The 16,362-nt window shown below is 37.4% G+C and carries 22 protein-coding genes; 6 read left to right on the top strand and 16 right to left on the bottom strand.

The genetic code is table 11. The features are described from left to right. Positions 1-4: 4 nt before the first annotated feature. From GWJ05_RS07885 to GWJ05_RS07855, 7 genes are all read right to left on the bottom strand, one after another. Positions 5-397, bottom strand: coding sequence for a hypothetical protein (locus tag GWJ05_RS07885; protein WP_006533945.1), 393 nt, complete (start codon positions 395-397; stop codon positions 5-7). Continuing rightward, positions 394-1,032 carry a phage N-6-adenine-methyltransferase gene (locus GWJ05_RS07880; protein ID WP_161681283.1) on the bottom strand — a complete coding sequence of 213 codons (639 nt, stop codon included), beginning with the start codon at positions 1,030-1,032 and terminating at the stop codon, positions 394-396. The genes GWJ05_RS07885 and GWJ05_RS07880 overlap by 4 nt, the downstream gene beginning before the upstream one ends. Continuing rightward, on the bottom strand, positions 1,029-2,123 hold the full coding sequence (locus tag GWJ05_RS07875; protein ID WP_161681282.1) for a replication protein: 1,095 nt from the start codon (positions 2,121-2,123) through the stop codon (positions 1,029-1,031). Before GWJ05_RS07875 ends, GWJ05_RS07880 begins: the two co-directional genes overlap by 4 nt. 12 nt (positions 2,124-2,135) lie before the next feature. After that, positions 2,136-2,315 carry a DUF4222 domain-containing protein gene (locus GWJ05_RS07870; protein WP_161681281.1) on the bottom strand — a complete coding sequence of 60 codons (180 nt, stop codon included), beginning with the start codon at positions 2,313-2,315 and terminating at the stop codon, positions 2,136-2,138. Next, positions 2,305-2,514, bottom strand: coding sequence for a hypothetical protein (locus tag GWJ05_RS07865; RefSeq protein ID WP_109850088.1), 210 nt, complete (start codon positions 2,512-2,514; stop codon positions 2,305-2,307). Before GWJ05_RS07865 ends, GWJ05_RS07870 begins: the two co-directional genes overlap by 11 nt. Before the next feature lie 88 nt (positions 2,515-2,602). After that, positions 2,603-3,061 (bottom strand): YmfL family putative regulatory protein, encoded by a 459-nt coding sequence (locus GWJ05_RS07860; RefSeq protein WP_109400941.1) that lies wholly within the window; start codon positions 3,059-3,061, stop codon positions 2,603-2,605. A 38-nt stretch (positions 3,062-3,099) separates the two neighbouring features. Next, the gene (locus GWJ05_RS07855; RefSeq protein WP_135022261.1) at positions 3,100-3,294 is read right to left on the bottom strand and encodes a Cro/CI family transcriptional regulator; all 195 of its coding nucleotides are present in this window, start codon (positions 3,292-3,294) and stop codon (positions 3,100-3,102) included. A gap of 105 nt (positions 3,295-3,399) precedes the next feature. Between GWJ05_RS07855 and GWJ05_RS07850 the strand changes: the two genes are divergently transcribed. From GWJ05_RS07850 to GWJ05_RS07840, 3 genes are all read left to right on the top strand, one after another. Beyond that, positions 3,400-4,047, top strand: coding sequence for a LexA family protein (locus GWJ05_RS07850; RefSeq protein WP_135022259.1), 648 nt, complete (start codon positions 3,400-3,402; stop codon positions 4,045-4,047). A gap of 108 nt (positions 4,048-4,155) precedes the next feature. Next, positions 4,156-4,359, top strand: coding sequence for a hypothetical protein (locus GWJ05_RS07845; protein WP_161681280.1), 204 nt, complete (start codon positions 4,156-4,158; stop codon positions 4,357-4,359). Between the two features lie 58 nt (positions 4,360-4,417). Continuing rightward, positions 4,418-4,750 (top strand): hypothetical protein, encoded by a 333-nt coding sequence (locus GWJ05_RS07840; protein WP_161681279.1) that lies wholly within the window; start codon positions 4,418-4,420, stop codon positions 4,748-4,750. Here the strand turns inward: GWJ05_RS07840 and GWJ05_RS07835 are convergent. After that, positions 4,745-5,002, bottom strand: a complete 258-nt coding sequence (locus GWJ05_RS07835; protein WP_161681278.1) for a hypothetical protein — start codon at positions 5,000-5,002, stop codon at positions 4,745-4,747. The genes GWJ05_RS07840 and GWJ05_RS07835 overlap by 6 nt on opposite strands. A 151-nt stretch (positions 5,003-5,153) precedes the next feature. Between GWJ05_RS07835 and GWJ05_RS07830 the strand changes: the two genes are divergently transcribed. The 3 genes from GWJ05_RS07830 (at position 5,154) to GWJ05_RS07820 (ending at position 7,096) form a co-directional block, all read left to right on the top strand. Beyond that, positions 5,154-5,684: an HD family hydrolase gene (locus GWJ05_RS07830; protein ID WP_161681277.1), complete on the top strand. Its 531-nt coding sequence runs from the start codon at positions 5,154-5,156 to the stop codon at positions 5,682-5,684. Between the two features lie 61 nt (positions 5,685-5,745). Beyond that, on the top strand, positions 5,746-5,988 hold the full coding sequence (locus GWJ05_RS07825; protein ID WP_036894694.1) for an excisionase: 243 nt from the start codon (positions 5,746-5,748) through the stop codon (positions 5,986-5,988). Further along, entirely contained in the window at positions 5,969-7,096 is a 1,128-nt protein-coding gene (locus GWJ05_RS07820) for a site-specific integrase (RefSeq protein WP_161681276.1), read from the top strand. The genes GWJ05_RS07825 and GWJ05_RS07820 overlap by 20 nt, the downstream gene beginning before the upstream one ends. 236 nt (positions 7,097-7,332) lie before the next feature. Here the strand turns inward: GWJ05_RS07820 and GWJ05_RS07815 are convergent, their stop codons facing one another. From GWJ05_RS07815 to GWJ05_RS07785, 8 genes are all read right to left on the bottom strand, one after another. After that, positions 7,333-9,042, bottom strand: a complete 1,710-nt coding sequence (locus GWJ05_RS07815; protein WP_161681275.1) for an AIPR family protein — start codon at positions 9,040-9,042, stop codon at positions 7,333-7,335. Between the two features lie 355 nt (positions 9,043-9,397). Further along, positions 9,398-9,574, bottom strand: coding sequence for an isocitrate/isopropylmalate family dehydrogenase (locus GWJ05_RS07810; RefSeq protein WP_258867261.1), 177 nt, complete (start codon positions 9,572-9,574; stop codon positions 9,398-9,400). 317 nt (positions 9,575-9,891) lie between these two features. Further along, positions 9,892-10,368, bottom strand: a complete 477-nt coding sequence (locus tag GWJ05_RS18420; RefSeq protein WP_202612562.1) for a DUF6650 family protein — start codon at positions 10,366-10,368, stop codon at positions 9,892-9,894. Between the two features lie 193 nt (positions 10,369-10,561). Continuing rightward, on the bottom strand, positions 10,562-11,536 hold the full coding sequence (locus GWJ05_RS07805) for a hypothetical protein (RefSeq protein ID WP_161681274.1): 975 nt from the start codon (positions 11,534-11,536) through the stop codon (positions 10,562-10,564). Between the two features lie 376 nt (positions 11,537-11,912). Next, positions 11,913-12,557: a hypothetical protein gene (locus tag GWJ05_RS07800; RefSeq protein ID WP_161681273.1), complete on the bottom strand. Its 645-nt coding sequence runs from the start codon at positions 12,555-12,557 to the stop codon at positions 11,913-11,915. Next, positions 12,554-12,817: a hypothetical protein gene (locus tag GWJ05_RS07795; RefSeq protein WP_161681272.1), complete on the bottom strand. Its 264-nt coding sequence runs from the start codon at positions 12,815-12,817 to the stop codon at positions 12,554-12,556. Before GWJ05_RS07795 ends, GWJ05_RS07800 begins: the two co-directional genes overlap by 4 nt. Beyond that, positions 12,802-13,053: a hypothetical protein gene (locus tag GWJ05_RS07790; protein ID WP_161681271.1), complete on the bottom strand. Its 252-nt coding sequence runs from the start codon at positions 13,051-13,053 to the stop codon at positions 12,802-12,804. The genes GWJ05_RS07795 and GWJ05_RS07790 overlap by 16 nt, the downstream gene beginning before the upstream one ends. 3 nt (positions 13,054-13,056) lie before the next feature. Continuing rightward, positions 13,057-16,362 (bottom strand): phage tail protein (locus GWJ05_RS07785; RefSeq protein WP_161681270.1); only part of this gene is annotated, 3,306 nt, incomplete at its 5' end.

The raw sequence follows: 16,362 nt of genomic DNA, 5'->3' as shown, positions 1-16,362 counted from the left end.
AGCATTAGTGATTACCTCTTACTGAACTTACTAATGAATCGTAGGGCTCGGTTGGTAATTTCCCCATGAGTGCAAAATTAGAAGTGGCGTGTTTTACCCATCTGATAGTTGGCAAAGCGCATTTTTTAGCCTTCTGAATATTCAACTTTTCAATGTAGACTGACTCACCTGATTTACGTGATTCTGTTATTGCTGAATAAACTCTTTCTGCCTCTTTAGTTACTCTGTAGCGTAATGGACGTTCTTCGCTAATTCTGACTAATGCACCTAAAGTCCAAAGGTGTGCCAGCGCTCTTGATGCGCCAGCTAAATTAGTGTCTAAATCACGAGTAACAATGTCGCGATCTACTACTTCACCCACTTTGTACAACGCTAAGATTTGCTCTGTGATTTTCATGCGACACCTCTCGATACAAGCCATTTCGCTTGTTCAATAAATGTTTTGCCGATTTGCTCTAACTCACTGCGTTGAATGTAATCAATGGCTTTACCATTCCACGTTTTATCAAACACCACGATAGCGCCAGCAAAAAATGCCCCTGTTGGTACTTGGTTTTCATCTGCAGGAACAAACCATTGTGGAACATCAAAACCAACACGACCGCGAATAAAACAAATATGGTCCGCTTCTTCACACCACCATGTTTCGCTTGTGGCCACTTTCAACAAGAAAACATAACGCCCGCCTTTTTCACGCATAGCCAACGCATGATTCATAATGTGGCGAACACCTGTGACAGCCTGTTTTTCATGATATGAACTACGTGAATAAGGAGGGTTGGCAAATGCTGAACCGCCAATTTCTTTGAGTTTTTCTGACCAATCTTGGGTAAGCGCATTATCCTCAACGGTGTAGAAATGAGGGCATTTGCTGTTTTGCGCATCAGTAAATAAATCTAGCGTGAACGGCCCATAGAGTGAATTGATACCCCAATACAGATTTTCAGGTGTTCGCCATTGATCACCAATTTCTTTTAATTTGTGAGCAGATTGGCTTTTTAATGCCTGTAATTTCAGTGCGTAATCAATCATTGCTGAACCTCCTGTGACATTTCAGTCGCTTGTTTCCAAATGCTGTTCCATGCTTGGCGACCAGAAAACTCACTCATACGGCGAATGCCTGTCTTACCTGCTAATTCAAGTGCGATCTCTTCAATACGGTTTTGAGGTTTAGAACGAGAACCAATCAGGCGTGAGAATGCGCTGTCACGTTCAACGGTATCAACTTGAACCTTTGGCTCATCCTTTGGCTTTTGGCTACGAACGATCAGCTCATCAAAGTGTTTACGTAATTTACGAGGGCTTAAAATGTTTTGGTGCCAGAATGAATCTTTGTTGGCCCAGTCGAACAATCCACAAATTTGCTCATGGGTACGTCCATCGATTTGACGCATCAAACGAATATCGTTCGCCCAGTCGTACCAAGTAGGCTCTAGCGCGGATGGATTCAGTTTTTTAACACGACCAAACATCCATTTTGCCGTTTTTAAATCACCTTCATCGCCCCATTTTTGGAAGTTAGGGCTGTAAATTACCGCTTCGGGATAACGAGTTAAAAAATCATTTTTTGGCTGGTCGCTGGATTCGCCAGAATTCTGCGACGAATGATCTGTTTCTGTTGTACTCTCTGAAGTAATCTCTGTTGTATTCTCTGTAAGAACAGGCCATTTTGACCCGTTCAGAACAGCGCATTTTGAACTATTTGAAGGCTTCAATTTGCGCTTATCGATAAGGTCATTTTGAACTATTCGATTAGATGAATTATCATCGTTCGATTGGGTCATATTGACCTCATCGGTCAGCAAGTGGTGATCGTAGTTAATCGCATAATAATTAGTACGGTCATGGTTCGATTTATTGATTTGCTCGATGCGTAAAACGCCCTGCTTTTTCAAATTGGTAAAAGCACGTTTAATCGTTGATTCAGAGAAAAAAGGAAATTGATTCTTCCACTCTTCGACGGTGTTATAAATCCAGCGTGAGCCGTCATATTCAACACCTGAAGTAGTTTCAGTTAGCCAATATTGAATTTGCTGTAACAGCATCGCCTCATTTAAACCAAGGCGTACCGCTAATTCAGGAATAACGACTAAAGGGCGACTTTTTAGTAATAATAAACTCATCTTGCCACCTCATTACTTAATACGTGTGTACTTCTCTTTGAATCGTTGCAAGGGTTCACACTGTGGGTCGTCACAACCATCAAGCATAAAAATGACACACTGTTTTTCTCTGTCATAACGAACAACATGAACAACGATACCCCTGTGATTTTTGTAGTAGCGATCAAGTTGGTTTGGGTTCTCATTGTTCATTGCCCCGCTCTCCACTTGAAAAATAAAAATCAGCCCATGCCTTTTTAAGCGACTGTCTATCTACCAAACCTGTTTTTTGTTGGTAGTTGTTTGGTTGTTCGTCAGACGCTATGATTTCTACATAGCGAAATGACTTACCGTTAGTCAGTGGTAAACAACGGAATTGCTTTTTAGGTATTAAATGCGCTAATCTACTCATGCTAATTTCTCTTCACACAATTGAAATTTGCAAACCGAAGCCAGAGGCCGTACACCTTTGGCTTCACCCTTTCTTGATATAGCCATCTTTAATTTCTCTTTTGATGTAACGAAACAAACGCATTCATAAATGTGCGGATCTGCGAAATTAATCCATCCAGCATCATTTTTATTTTCTGTTCTTCTTCGTTATCAATAACGCCATCAGCCAAGCTATCTTTCATCAATAACGCCAAACGCCCCTGCATTTCGTCAACACCGCTACGCAGTACAAACAATTCTGTTTCATCCAGTTCCGCAGGACTGATCCGGTCAACGAGTAAACGATTTGATTCACGAGCGACAAATTCAGCAAATAAAACGGTCTTAGAAATATCTTGCATCGCTAACAACTCGTTTAAATCAAATGAGCGACAACCGTTTTTCTCATAAAGCTTGTTGTTGAATGACGTTAAAGACAGACCAAGTGCTCCAGCCATTGCCTCGCGTCCACCAGCTGTTGCCTCACACATTTCTTTCACTACCTGTTTTATTGATTGGTTACTCATTTCCTACCACCATTGATAAATTCTTGTAGTTAACTGCTTTAAACGGTTTTGTTATTGTTTGTATAAAATTCGGGACTGTATTTAAGAGCTCCTTTAGTTAATCTATCTATTTTCAAGGCTTGTTTTTCAGGAACAATAAGCGACCATTGACAAACAGCGCTATGAGAAACTCCAAGTGCCGAAGCTGTTTTTACCGTTCCCCCAAAATGTTCTAAAACTAAACTTTTAAGCATTACACTCCCCACAAAGTAAGCATGCTTACAATTTAATGTAGCAGGATACTAATGTCAATAAAATGTAAGATTGCTTACATGACGAGTGTGAATTTGAGGCCAACTATGGAAACAGTAGGAGAGAGAATAAAGCAGCGTAGACGACAGTTAAAAATGACTCAAAAAGATATAGCTGAACGTGTTGGTATATCAGCGTCAGCGGTTACTCAATGGGAAAGTGACAACACTGGTTTATCTGCAGAAAGTTTATTAAAACTATCATCCGTTTTGAATTGTAATCCAACATGGTTAATGTTCGGAACAGGACTTCCTGAGGATGATGTTAAATTACAAGCTGCTATTTATAAGTCTATACCTATCATTAGTTGGGTCCAGGCTGGAGTATGGACTGAAACATACTGTGAATCAGATCCTAGTGATTACAAATATGTTGATACCAATTTAAAATTATCAGATAAAGCATTTGCACTAATCGTTAAAGGTCAATCAATGACTACATACAACGGGGAGTTGAGTATTCCTGAAGGAGCAGTGGTTATAGTTGAACCTGATTATGGTTATCTAGATGATATAAATGGAAAAATAGTTATAGCACAACAAAAAGGTAGTGATGAAGCTACTATTAAAAAACTTATTATTGATGGACCAAACAAATACTTAGCTCCTTTAAATCCACAATTTAACCCTATTCAAATAAACGGTGACTGCGTTATAGCTGGTAAAGTTAAACAAGTCATTATAAATCTAGACTGATCCCAATCTCCTCACAAAAAGAAAGAAATGTAAGATTACTTATATTTTTTTCTTGACTTAAAATGTAAGTTTACTAATATCCATACTAAATAGTTATTGAGAATACTTATGACAACTGAACCAGTAATCATACCGCCAGCTAATTTCACTGAGGCAGATATTGTTGATTGGATGGAAGAGAAACTATCGTCGATTAAAGTTCTCGGTGAGCTAAACGCAAGACGTGAAGAGCTGGTGGATAAACTAGCAAAACTGGATGCTGAAATAGCAGAGTACACAAATAAAAGCACTATTCAGATACAAAGTGAATGATTTTTATATGTGAAGAGAACGTGTGAAGAGAAACAATTGTGTGGGGAGGAATTAGCTAGTGAGTATTGAAAATATTAAAGAAAGCTTACTGCAGTCTGTAACGCAACTAGAAAATGCTGCAAAAAAATGCACTCACAGTAATGCTCATAACGATATACCAAAAGGAAAAGTAATATCCTCTGAGCAGTGTGAATGGACCTTAAAAGATTGCACTATGTTTCGCAGATTTATAACGCTCGCGTTTGAAGAACAATTATCAGATAAAGCTCAATGCATTAATAAATGCGAGCACAAGAAAATTATTGAGTTAATGGGTGATAAAAAATATAGAGAAAAAACAAAAGCTACTTCTAAAAAAATAGCCAGTAGCCTTGGGATTAAAGAATTATAAACTTATTACTCTTTCTATTGTGTTAGCTAAATAATCTTCTAGTTCATTAATTCTAACCTCATCTGAGGATAATTTAATAGTTTTGATGAGCTCAAGAGCGGTAGTACTAAACTTTATTTTTTGTTCATTAGATTGAGCGGATATTAATAGTTGAAATAGCATTTCAAGACCAGCAATACGCACATTGTCAGGATATTCATTTAGGGTTTTGTCTTGCATTTTATTTTCTCTTGGTTGTGTAGGAACTTCCAAGATTACCACCACCGCCTGAGGTGGCAAAATAATCAGGCTCAATATTTGAAGTGTGAATTCATTTTTATTTTTTATTAGCAACACCAGGGAAATGTAATCTCGATTAATTCGAGAGGGATTTTTATTACCTAAAAATTGTGTGGAGAGAATAATGTCTTATATTGCAACAGCAACAAATAAACATTTCTATTATCTCGATGTACGGATCGAAGATATAGATATTCAAGATATTGCTAGTGGCCTTGCTAATGAATGTCGCTTTAATGGACAGATTGATAATTTCTATTCTGTTGCTCAGCATTCTGTATATGCAAGTTATTTAGTTGCACCTGAATTTGCTTTAGAGGCCCTACTTCATGATGCCAGTGAAGCTTATGTCAAAGACCTACCATCACCACTTAAAAAGCTATTGCCTGAATATAAATTAATTGAATTACGTGTAGAAAAGATGATCCGCAAAAAGTTTGGGCTACCTGAATCTAAATCTGATGCAGTTCATTTTGCTGACTTAATGATGTTAGCCACAGAAAAGCGTGATTTAGAAATTGATGTAGGTAGTAATTGGTTAATGCTTGAAGGTATTCCAGCAAGTGATTTTGTTGTTAACCCACTAACACCACCACAAGCAAAAGCTTTATTCCTCCGCCGTTTTAATGAACTTTATAAAGAGAAAAAGGGCTAATAACCACCAGCATCAACTAATATCTATTTAAACTGTGTACGGACAGTGTGGAGAGAAAAATATGCAAATGTTGACTTTAGAGGAGTGGGCGCAAGAAAGATATAAAAGTCGTCCACCAAAGTTAGGAACGCTACAACGATATGCTCGTGGTGGCCTGTTCTACCCACCAGCAAGGAAAGAAGGTGGCATTTGGCGCGTGAGAGAAGATGCCGACCTTGTCGGTAATTTGACATCACCGGTTATCAATAACAACGATAACCCTATTTTACAAAGGATCCTCAAAGATGGCTGCCAGACCTCGTAAAAATAACGTCAATATCCCTAATCTTTACCCATTATTTAGTCGTAAAGCTAACAAGGTTTATTGGCGTTACCGCCATCCTGTAACAGGTAAATATCATGCCCTCGGTGATAATGAAGCCGAGGCGAAAGCAATAGCCATTGAAGCTAACACAAGGTTAGCGGAACAACGTAGCCGACAAGTTATGGCTATTGGTGATCGGGTGGCAAAAATAAAAGGTAAAGAAATCACGGTTAATACTTGGTTGGATAAATACTGGATTATTCAAGAAGAGCGTTTAAAAGAAGGTGATATAAAGCCGAATACTTATAAACAAAAAAGGAAGCCGGTAGATTTAATGAGGCAAGCCTTATCCATGAAACCATTACCCGCTGTTGATGCCAGAGATATTGCTGAAATTCTGGATGAATATAAATCTAATGGTCAGCACAGAATGGCACAAGTTATTCGCTCTGTTTTAATTGATGTATTTAAAGAAGCGCAACATGCAGGTGAAGTTCCTCCTGGTTATAACCCTGCCCTCGCCACTAAACAACCGAAACGAAAAGTAACTCGCCAACGTCTTAATTTTGATGAATGGAAAAAGATATTTGAGATTGCTGATAAACAACATCGTTATGTTGGGAATGCCATGTTGCTTGCACTTATTACAGGCCAACGATTAGGTGATATTTCCGCAATGAAGTTTAATGATATTTGGGATGATCATTTACATATTACTCAAGAAAAAACGGGTACTAAATTAGCTATTCCATTATCACTACGTTCTGAACAATTAAATATGTCATTACGTGATGTCGTTGCTCGTTGTCGTGATCGCGTTATTAGCCCTTATCTTATTCATTATTTTCATACCACTTCACAATCTAAACGTGGTGATCAAGTTACTGCAAATACGCTAACGACTAACTTTAAAAAAGCGAGAAATAAAACGGATATTGATTGGGGAGAAGGAACACCTGCAACATTTCATGAACAACGATCTTTATCTGAAAGGTTATATAGAGCACAAGGTATAAATACTAAAGATTTACTCGGTCATAAAAACCAAATTCAAACAGATAAATACCATGATGATCGAGGGAAAAATTGGATAAAAGTAGTGATATAAATAAACTCTATGTGTATTAAACAAGAATGTCAGTATATTATGCTAGATATAGCATAATATACTGACTAGACCATATTTCTTTATTTTAAATTTTTCAACTTTTCTGTTTCATTCCAATTATTTTAGAAAAGTGATTTCGCAGTAAAACTATAGATGATATCAACCTTGCTAAGGTCTAATATCATCTGCTGCTTAATTATGAAGCGAACCTTATTTTTCAGAAGAGAATATCCTAGTTAATCTTCTGAATGAAGAATCGAATTTAGATGATCCTTAAAGCGCACTTGAATCATTTTACGAGCATCTGTTAGATTAACATTAGTCGTATCAAAACTCTTAAGTGCTTTTTCTAAGAGATTAATACATTGTTCGTAGTTTAAATCACTTCGAATTTTATGCATATAAAGTATATAGAAAATTTTCTGTTCTATTTTTTGGATACTATCAGTTGATAATGAATATGCTTTTTTAACATTAAAGTAACAATCGATTATTTCGGGAGCCTCGGATAAATTAAAGTTTACTTCACTAAAAATTTCATCGTAATACTTGCCAAAAATATGTTGCTTTTGATTTGATGATTTCTCTGGGAATCCTTGTATAGCAAAAAGTATCTGGCCAAACTGCTCCATGCTAATTTTATAACGGTATTCTTTTTTATCATCCATTCCAGTATCGCCACTTTTTCTAGAATAGATAATATCGTGGGCATCTAGTAGCTGTTCCAACTGTATTTGCAATGTGCTTAATGATTTAAGATCCACGTTTGAAATGGAGTTTTGGCTATTTGTATACTCAGCTATTTTATTTGCAGTTTCACTACTCGAAGCATTAAAAATTCGCACAAGAATTTCGCTTTTTGAAAGAAACTCCGTAATGTGGGATTTATCTGTAGCATTAAAATCATGAAGAGTCCTAAGTGTCTGACCTCCATTCAGTACCTGAATGCCTGTAAGACTAATTCTAACTTTTCTATTTCCATTTACAGGATATGCTTTAATATCATTAGCAACAATGGTTAAACCATTATTATACATGAAGAACTTCCCTGGTTCCTCTCGAAGGGTTTTGGCTATTCCTCCATTATATCGTGATCGCTGAACTAAACCCCTTACGTTATCAAACAGCACACTAAAATCTATCTTTTCTTCAGCTAACTGTTCAATACTCTCACAATTATGATCTAAACGTAGATCAACATTTCTACATGTAATCCTTATCACATCAGCAGCGTTCAATCGAACAACATATGATTTTGATGTCGATATTGAGCTTTCAGAGTAGGACATTAATGCATCATTATCGATTATCAATTCAGCATTAATAGGAGCCGGCCTTATTGACATAATACTAGCAATATTAGGCAAACATATCGATATCACTTCCATGTCATAAAAACTTTTTAGTTGCTGGATGGCACTCTCGTCATGCTCTATCGGAACCATTTCATTACTGATCATATAAAGCGAAAGCTTCCAAACATCGTTACCATTAAGCATTTCATTGACAGATTGAACATATAATTTAAGCTTTCCATCTAAACCAGCTATGCTTTCGTTCATTATACAATTGACTAGTTTAGTAGAAATAAAAGCTTCATTAAAACTTTGCTTTTGATCTGATTTAAATTTTTCACGAAATTTAAAGTTGAATAATTTTATCTCTTTATTTTCCTCATCAATGAAAAATGCATCAATACCATGGTCATCATAACGATCACCTGTTAAATAAGTATTATATTCTGTATCAGTAATATAATTACTTATCTTATCAATATCTTTTTCATTACAAAGAGATTCAAGCATAAACAGGTAAAACCCAAATCTTTGTTGAAGTTTAGTATCAATAACAGGATTAGTGAATGCATTTGTTTTACTGAAAAGGTCAAAATATTTTTGGCATTTAATATTTAGTAATTTGAAATCATTAATACTGACATACGACATAAGAAAATCCCTTCAGGCAGGAGATACTTTTTATGTATTATACCAGATATATATCCAATACCTGTGATCAACTATGTATTATCTATCAATAAAGCCATACTTGAATTAGAGTAATTTTTATATCCAATCTTTCGTAAATAGATATATATTCTCGCTCCATAAAAAATTATAAATTAAAATTCGCTCTCCTTATCAAGGATAATTGGCTCATTTTCACCTAAAATAACTCATATAAATTTAGAGGTTTTAGCTAGTTTTGATAATTCGTTTTGATAACTTTTTGATAACCGTTTCAAGATTGACAATAAAAAACGGGAACTAATAAGCTCCCGTTAACTATTTATCAAATCAACAATTACATGTGTTTGATAATCGCGTCACCAAACTCGCTACATTTCAGCAGTTTAGCGCCTTCTAACTGACGTTCGAAATCATAAGTTACGGTCTTAGCGGCAATTGCGCCTTCCATACCTTTAATGATTAAGTCAGCGGCTTCTGTCCAACCCATGTGGCGTAACATTATACCCATAATAATTAAGTAACTTATTAAATAAATTATAATTATTGGGGGTGATAATCTTTTTTTATGTGATCTTGGTTTGTATGTAACTGGTTGATTTTTAGTTTGGGCTGGAGTGGTTTTGGGGAAGTGATTTGAAGTGTTCGAAAGCTTATCAAGCTTGATATCAAGTATTAAAACCTATTATTTATATTAAATAATAGGTTAGTTATAACAATTAACGCTAGTAATAAATTAGAGTATCTTACTTAAACTAAATCCGCAGTAACGCTACATGAGCGTATCTTGAAAGGTGTCTAGTCACACTAGCTAAATGTTGATACGCATCATTACGTATTTTCTGCATTGTTAAAAGGTATAATACTAGCCAATCCGTCATCAATATCGATACCATAGGAAACTGCTATTTTTGCTACGGAGATGCCGCACTTTCCTCTTAATTTGAAAAGTTCTCGCTCAAGCATGGATACTTGCACAGGGTATTCAAATTGCGAAAATTTTGGATGCCCAAGTTTGTCACTAAATTCTTGGCAAGCTCTTCTCATGCTCTTAATTGACCTGGCTAAAATAGAATCACTTGGCAAACTCTGAAGAGCATTGGTTAATTCATTCCTAATTTGAATAACACTTTGAGCACAATGATTTGCATTCTCCATATCCGCTGAATTGAATAAAACACGCTTATCTTCAAGAAATAAGATAATATGTTTTGCTTCGTCAGCTTCTATGATCGGCGCGTTCCACTGGATTCCGAATATTGGACAGCTAAGACCAGTAATATTTTTGTAGATTCGTTCAAATTTCACTTTTTAATCCTTAATCTTTACACCACATCTGTAGTTCCGGAAATAACCTGTCCGATAGCCTGCAATTATTTTGTGCTGTTCTTACTAAAATAATGTGGACAGCTACTTAAACGAGTTTTTCTAAATTATTTTGGGCTAAGGCCATTATAGGGATAGTGACAAAGCTAGCGATTATAATTAAATACCACAATGACTACTTTCTCGGTTTAAAGAATCTTGTTCCGATATCATATATTGAAACAATTGACGTTGATACGGGTAGACCTCCGAAAAGCAAGGTATCGGCAGCTACAGTACCAACATATTTACTCGCTATTATACCAATATCTTTCCCACGACTTTCGAGATCTTTTGAAGCGGTAATGATTCCTGAAATAGAGTCAATACGTTCTTTTTGATCCAAATAGAAAGCTACTTCTGCAAGGGTAAGTGACTCAGGACTTTTTAAGAGGTTCTTTGCCTCTATGATGGAGTTACCTATTTCAACATCGCCTCTTTCTTCGCTCACAGTGGCCTGGGATAACTCGCCAATAAACTTGTCACGTTTATAATGTGTATAGTTATATCTAGAAATTCCATCTCGAAAAAATGGATGACTGAAAAATGGCTCCACTGAGTATTCTTCCGCTGCAGCCAACATCAAACCAAAACCGTGCCCAATTCCATATGGTTCTAACCTCCAGGCATATTCTGGTCCTAAGCTTTCTTTCCCTGTTCTTTTCAAATACTCCTTGGTTCTTTCTTCGCCAGCTCTTAAATCGTAAGTGGCAGGTGGACCAAGCATTATTGCCTCTGAAAGATTTGCTAATCCATTTTTCTCTTCAAGCTCTATAGCAAGCTCTTCAAGCTTAAACAAATCTTTAGGTACAACTATACCTTTATCAAGAGCCCAGCGAAGTATCTGTGGCCCTGTATCGCAATGCTTTGGATTTAATTTCGTATCAAGGGACGGAGTTTCTAAGGGTTTTGCTTTATAGCTCCCATCTAGCGCCGGAAGAAGCCCAATGCGGTCATCTGTACCCCATCCAGTTAAGAAATCCTTTTCTTTGAAATGATCGTATCGTTGGGATACCCAAACTTCAGAGTATCTAATATCAACAGAGGCTAATACTGCAAGCAAGCGAGCAGGATCATATATAGTGGCTGCATCAATAATTATTGGATTCATGAATTTCTTCTAGTTTGAAAATACCTAACGCATACTAGAATGCAGCATAACCGCAAGTCGGAAATTATCTTGCATTCTTTCTGTATTTATATCCATTTAAAGTTAATGTCAAAATAGTTCTGAATCAACGGTTTTTTCTAAAATAGAGAATGCAGTTCCTTGGCAAAATCCGGACTATCAGCTCACTAAGTGACAGAAATTTAATTTATTGATTTGAAAATTATTATCAATAATTTTTAGTGGTATATTGTAAAGACTAAAATAAAAACAGATCGGAATTGGTCCGTTAATAGCACGAAGCCGACCACAAAGAAATATATACTTTTATTTAATGGTCTTTCGTACTCAATAACTAAACTAACCATCTAAACCCTTTCTATCCCCCACCATACTCCCTTACATCGATATAAAAATACTGCTTTCCTAGTGAGGTTGTTGACATCTGTCCGGCTACTATCATGGAATGAGGGATAATACGATTACCTCGCCCACAGAGGGTTACTCTAATCGTTTTTCCTCCCATCGAATCCATCATTCCAATATGCCCAATTGTTGTGATTAATACCGCACAAGGAAAACCGACATCCACGCCATTCCAATTATTTCCTGTGAGTACAAAGTTATTTCCCTCTAATAAATTAAGCGGTCTTTGGCTTGAAGCGTGTGTAATAACGCCTTTATGATAGATTTGAATTCCCCATTTTTGAGGATGAAGTGAAATATGATAAGAAGACTTCACAAATACATAGAGCTCATATTCTGCTGAATTGCCTTGAATAGTATCGATTAAATTCACACACCACGCATTGTTCTCATAAATTACTTCAGATAATCCACCTAATGATGGATTAGAAGAATTAAGAACTCGAATAAAAATAAGTGGCACTGCGTTATTATTACCTTCAATAACTTTAATTAGTCCCGGCTTAGTTTTTATCTTCTTTAAAAATACGGCTGATTCATAAGGTGTTAATTCTTCGGTAATTCCCTGATTAAAAAATAATGCACCATATTTACTCATTTAATTAGTACCATAATAATTCCATTAATTGCTTGACTACCGCGTAGAGAATTCCACGAAATTTTATTATTCTCGACTCTAACAGTGAAATAAGAACCTCGATTTCTAGCTACAATATAGGCGGCCAATGACCGCCCTTTAGGAATATTATTGTAAGTTTTACTGCCATTTTGAGTGACCGCTATTTGGTCAAAAATAAACGAACGCCCTGTGATTTTTATTGGCTTTCCTTTTTCATATATCTCTATTCCCCACGACATGAGAAATCCTCTACGGCATCAGGAGATACCCATCCTCCTAAGAATTTAAATCCTAATTGAGGTACAGCATGATAAAGAGGCCCTTTAATGGTTTCTCTCTTTTTATCAAACTTCACCAATACAGGTTGTTGATGGTGAAAAGTTTTTATTTGGTAAACACCTTGGCAATCGACTTTTTTATATCCAGAGGTACACCCTGACAATAATAATGCTGTAATTAAAACAATAAACTTCATACTCTACCCTAAATAACCTATTTTTGCCGCTAACTGATTGTTTTCATCATAAACATAAATAGTATTATTCGTGATCACTAACCGCCCTTTTGTTCCTCCTGAGTTAATATCTAACCGTCCACGAAATACCGCATCATTTAATTCCACATTCCCTGTTGTGGCATCAATATTAAATCCTTTCTTACCCGCTAAATAATTAGTGGAGGTTATCTTTTTGCCTACTGATAATTTATCAATGGTTGCCTTGCTAAATAACGCATCATTGAAAAAAGCTTGTCCACTTTGGATCACAAACGGTGTCACCACTTTGCCATTTAATGACGATATCACCGCAAAGTTTTGGGCATTGACCAGAAATTGACTATTTCCTTGTGCATTAAACCCTAAGCCAATGCCAGTAATGACTTTATTCCCTTTGCTATCTTGTTGGATTTTCATCGTCCATGATGCCGAAATTTTGCCATTTATGTCTGTGACCACTTTCGAAGTTTGTTCTATTTTGGCTGAACTTGTACCCACTTGGCTTTCTAAACGAGTCACTTGTTGGGCGGTCGAGGTCACCTTTCCTGAAACCTCGGTCACTTTAGTTTCAAGTTGGTTTACCGCATTCGCCGTTGCATTAGCTTTCTGTTCGCTCGATTTAGGCACATCATTCGCCACAAACCCTTTTGGTGCCACCGATTGTTTGTTATTAGTGTAAGTGCTGGTGATAATTTGATGGTTAACACTTTTATGCTTAGTGAGCTGATATTTAGCCCCTCCTCGCAAATAGATATATTCCACAGAGCCATTCATTAATTGAGCTGGCCCCATCACAGGGGATTGATTTGTCCATTTCCAATCAAAATTATCAATGATGCGGTTTTCAGACTGAGTTCCCCATCCAGAACCACTCACTTGCCATTCCACAATCATGGCAAAACCTTTGGTGCTGTGAGTCGCATAGCTGGGTTTATTATCTGAATATTGCCCTAAGGTTCTAAAAACCTTAAAGGCATAACGTCGAGAGGTTACTAAAGGCAAAATAACCGGGTAATAGGTGTTTTCATTGAGTTTAGATAAATCTAAATCCACCACCACAGATTCCGTTAAATCGGCTTTCACTTTATCTAATTTGCTGGATAACGTTTGTACCTGAGAGGTTGCAGACGTCACTTTGCCATCGATATTAGATACTCGTGTATTTAATGCATTTACCGCACTACTATCAGCTTTCCCCTTAAGATTTGAATTGAGCGTTGAAATCTCTTGCGTTTGTGCTTGCTGTTTCGAGGTGAGGGTTTCTAATGATTTATTAATAGCGGAAACATTCCCATTCATCCGTGTTTCCAATGATTGTCTGGCTTTCGCTTCTGCTTGGTCGCCTGTAACACGTGCTTGTTTCTCGGCGGAGATAAGTCCTGCGGTGACTTTCGATAAATCATTGCCTGTATAATCACCACGAAGTTGAGTGGCTAAGGATTGTCGTTGTTGTGCTTCAGTTTTATCAGTCTCAATGCGTGCTTGTTGCTCTTGTTTAATTGCGGCGGCCTGTGCTTCTGTTGCCGTTGCAACTTGGTTCATTCGCTCAGCTAATAATTTTCCTGCCTCCTCCAGTTTTTTTTCACTTTCTTCAATCGTTGCTCCATGCCTCACCAACTCAGATAAAATCTTGTCGTGATTTATCCTCATCAACTCATGTAATTCAGTAATATCGAGTTGGTTAGCTTTGCTGTTGATCTCACCCAATAGGTCTTGTGTGAGTTGATCTCGACTAATTTGCCCCGCTAATTCCTCAAGAATTAAATCCGTTTGAGAAGAGCAAGTACCCGAAGCTTCCACAAACGGTGATTTGCCATAGCTGTTGATTGTTCGAACATAAAAATAATACGTATGCCCTGCTTTTAAATTCTCTTGCGTCCAGAAATTCCCTTGGCCAACTTTATTTGTTTTGGTGATCACTTCATTTTCAGAAAGATTAGTGAGTTTTTCCTCACTAAACCAAAACTCAAAGGTATAACCAAAGACAGCGCCATCGCCTTGTTTCGGTGCAATGGTCAGATTAAATAAGCCAGAGGTGACATCAATGTGCTCAGGAGGTGGTGGTGCTTGAATAGCAAAATCACTAATAGCGGGTGCCGACATTGCGCCAGCCACATTTGTTGCTCTAACTTCAACACGATAAGTTCCTCGCGCTAATCCGTTAATATCAACACGCTCAGCCGGCACTTGAATAGATTGAATCACTTTACCATTTTGAAGGATATTAACCGTATTATAACGCACATCATACGCCACATTCTGCCAAGAAAGTGTACCTTGTACGATGTCACTGACGGCAAGTGGAACAAAGGTAAGATTAATAGGGGAAGCAACACCACCAGTGGGTAAACTCACAAATGGTGGACGCTCAAACGGTTTGCCAATCACATCTTCATATAAATAGGCACCATCCTCTTCCAACGTTAAAGCCACACCCTCTAAAGCATGAAATGCCCATTCGGCAATACGAAATTCAAGCCCACTAATCCCCAAAGCGGGTAATTCTAAAAGCACAACTTCCCCCGGACGATAAGCATAGCCGTCTAAGTTCATCGTGAGTTGAACCCGTCTTCCTGCTTTCTTTTTACGGAGATATTGGCGAGCTAATCGTTGGGCTTGATAAGGGCTGGTGACAAAACGATAGTCGATATTCTCCCGAATTTCTAAGCCATCCTCTTTCACCCATTCGTCTACAATCACAGGCGTGAAATCCGTTTTTGTGTATAACTGTTCAGCATCAATAAACGTGCCATACACCGCATTGGTCGCGTCTTTTAAACCTGTTTCAGGGGTACACGTGACAGTGCCAATCAATTGTGATTCGGTGATAGTTTTTATTGCCGGCCCATAATAAGCACCGATTTGAATACCGTGTTTTCCTGCGGTGAATGTCGGTTCCGCGTTGATGCATTTGTGCATCGCTTCCAAGACACTCGATGGACTCTCATTTAAGTCATAGGCACCATTAAGGGTATATCGCGACTCAAATCCACCTTCTGGTAGACTCACTTTTTCATCACATAAATCGGCCGCCTGTTTAAAGCTGTCAAAATCAATATCTGTATCAGGTACTTTTAAATAATGGCGGTAATAATCCAAAATGACTAAAGCCCCATTATTACTCCACTCGGTTTGCCCAGTGCGAGGATCAAACAGATGTTTTCCCCAAACTTCACATTTCACATTGGGTAATCCATAAGGGAATTTTTCTTGGTCAAACGTGAGTGTCACACGTAACCACGCCAGACCTCGACCAATCATATCCTCTTTCCATGACGGGCAATTTTT

Source organism: Proteus sp. G2626 (genome assembly GCF_009915985.1).
Lineage (GTDB): Bacteria > Pseudomonadota > Gammaproteobacteria > Enterobacterales > Enterobacteriaceae > Proteus > Proteus vulgaris.
This window is presented reverse-complemented; position numbering and strand designations above follow the sequence as displayed.

Excerpts from the sequence above, each read along its gene's own strand:
- GWJ05_RS07885 (WP_006533945.1), bottom strand. The coding sequence starts at position 397 with ATGAAAATCACAGAGCAAATCTTAGCGTTGTACAAAGTGGGTGAAGTA.
- GWJ05_RS07880 (WP_161681283.1), bottom strand. The coding sequence starts at position 1,032 with ATGATTGATTACGCACTGAAATTACAGGCATTAAAAAGCCAATCTGCT.
- GWJ05_RS07875 (WP_161681282.1), bottom strand. The coding sequence starts at position 2,123 with ATGAGTTTATTATTACTAAAAAGTCGCCCTTTAGTCGTTATTCCTGAA.
- GWJ05_RS07870 (WP_161681281.1), bottom strand. The coding sequence starts at position 2,315 with ATGAACAATGAGAACCCAAACCAACTTGATCGCTACTACAAAAATCAC.
- GWJ05_RS07865 (WP_109850088.1), bottom strand. The coding sequence starts at position 2,514 with ATGAGTAGATTAGCGCATTTAATACCTAAAAAGCAATTCCGTTGTTTA.
- GWJ05_RS07860 (WP_109400941.1), bottom strand. The coding sequence starts at position 3,061 with ATGAGTAACCAATCAATAAAACAGGTAGTGAAAGAAATGTGTGAGGCA.
- GWJ05_RS07855 (WP_135022261.1), bottom strand. The coding sequence starts at position 3,294 with ATGCTTAAAAGTTTAGTTTTAGAACATTTTGGGGGAACGGTAAAAACA.
- GWJ05_RS07850 (WP_135022259.1), top strand. The coding sequence starts at position 3,400 with ATGGAAACAGTAGGAGAGAGAATAAAGCAGCGTAGACGACAGTTAAAA.
- GWJ05_RS07845 (WP_161681280.1), top strand. The coding sequence starts at position 4,156 with ATGACAACTGAACCAGTAATCATACCGCCAGCTAATTTCACTGAGGCA.
- GWJ05_RS07830 (WP_161681277.1), top strand. The coding sequence starts at position 5,154 with ATGTCTTATATTGCAACAGCAACAAATAAACATTTCTATTATCTCGAT.
- GWJ05_RS07825 (WP_036894694.1), top strand. The coding sequence starts at position 5,746 with ATGCAAATGTTGACTTTAGAGGAGTGGGCGCAAGAAAGATATAAAAGT.
- GWJ05_RS07820 (WP_161681276.1), top strand. The coding sequence starts at position 5,969 with ATGGCTGCCAGACCTCGTAAAAATAACGTCAATATCCCTAATCTTTAC.
- GWJ05_RS07815 (WP_161681275.1), bottom strand. The coding sequence starts at position 9,042 with ATGTCGTATGTCAGTATTAATGATTTCAAATTACTAAATATTAAATGC.
- GWJ05_RS07805 (WP_161681274.1), bottom strand. The coding sequence starts at position 11,536 with ATGAATCCAATAATTATTGATGCAGCCACTATATATGATCCTGCTCGC.
- GWJ05_RS07800 (WP_161681273.1), bottom strand. The coding sequence starts at position 12,557 with ATGAGTAAATATGGTGCATTATTTTTTAATCAGGGAATTACCGAAGAA.
- GWJ05_RS07795 (WP_161681272.1), bottom strand. The coding sequence starts at position 12,817 with ATGTCGTGGGGAATAGAGATATATGAAAAAGGAAAGCCAATAAAAATC.
- GWJ05_RS07790 (WP_161681271.1), bottom strand. The coding sequence starts at position 13,053 with ATGAAGTTTATTGTTTTAATTACAGCATTATTATTGTCAGGGTGTACC.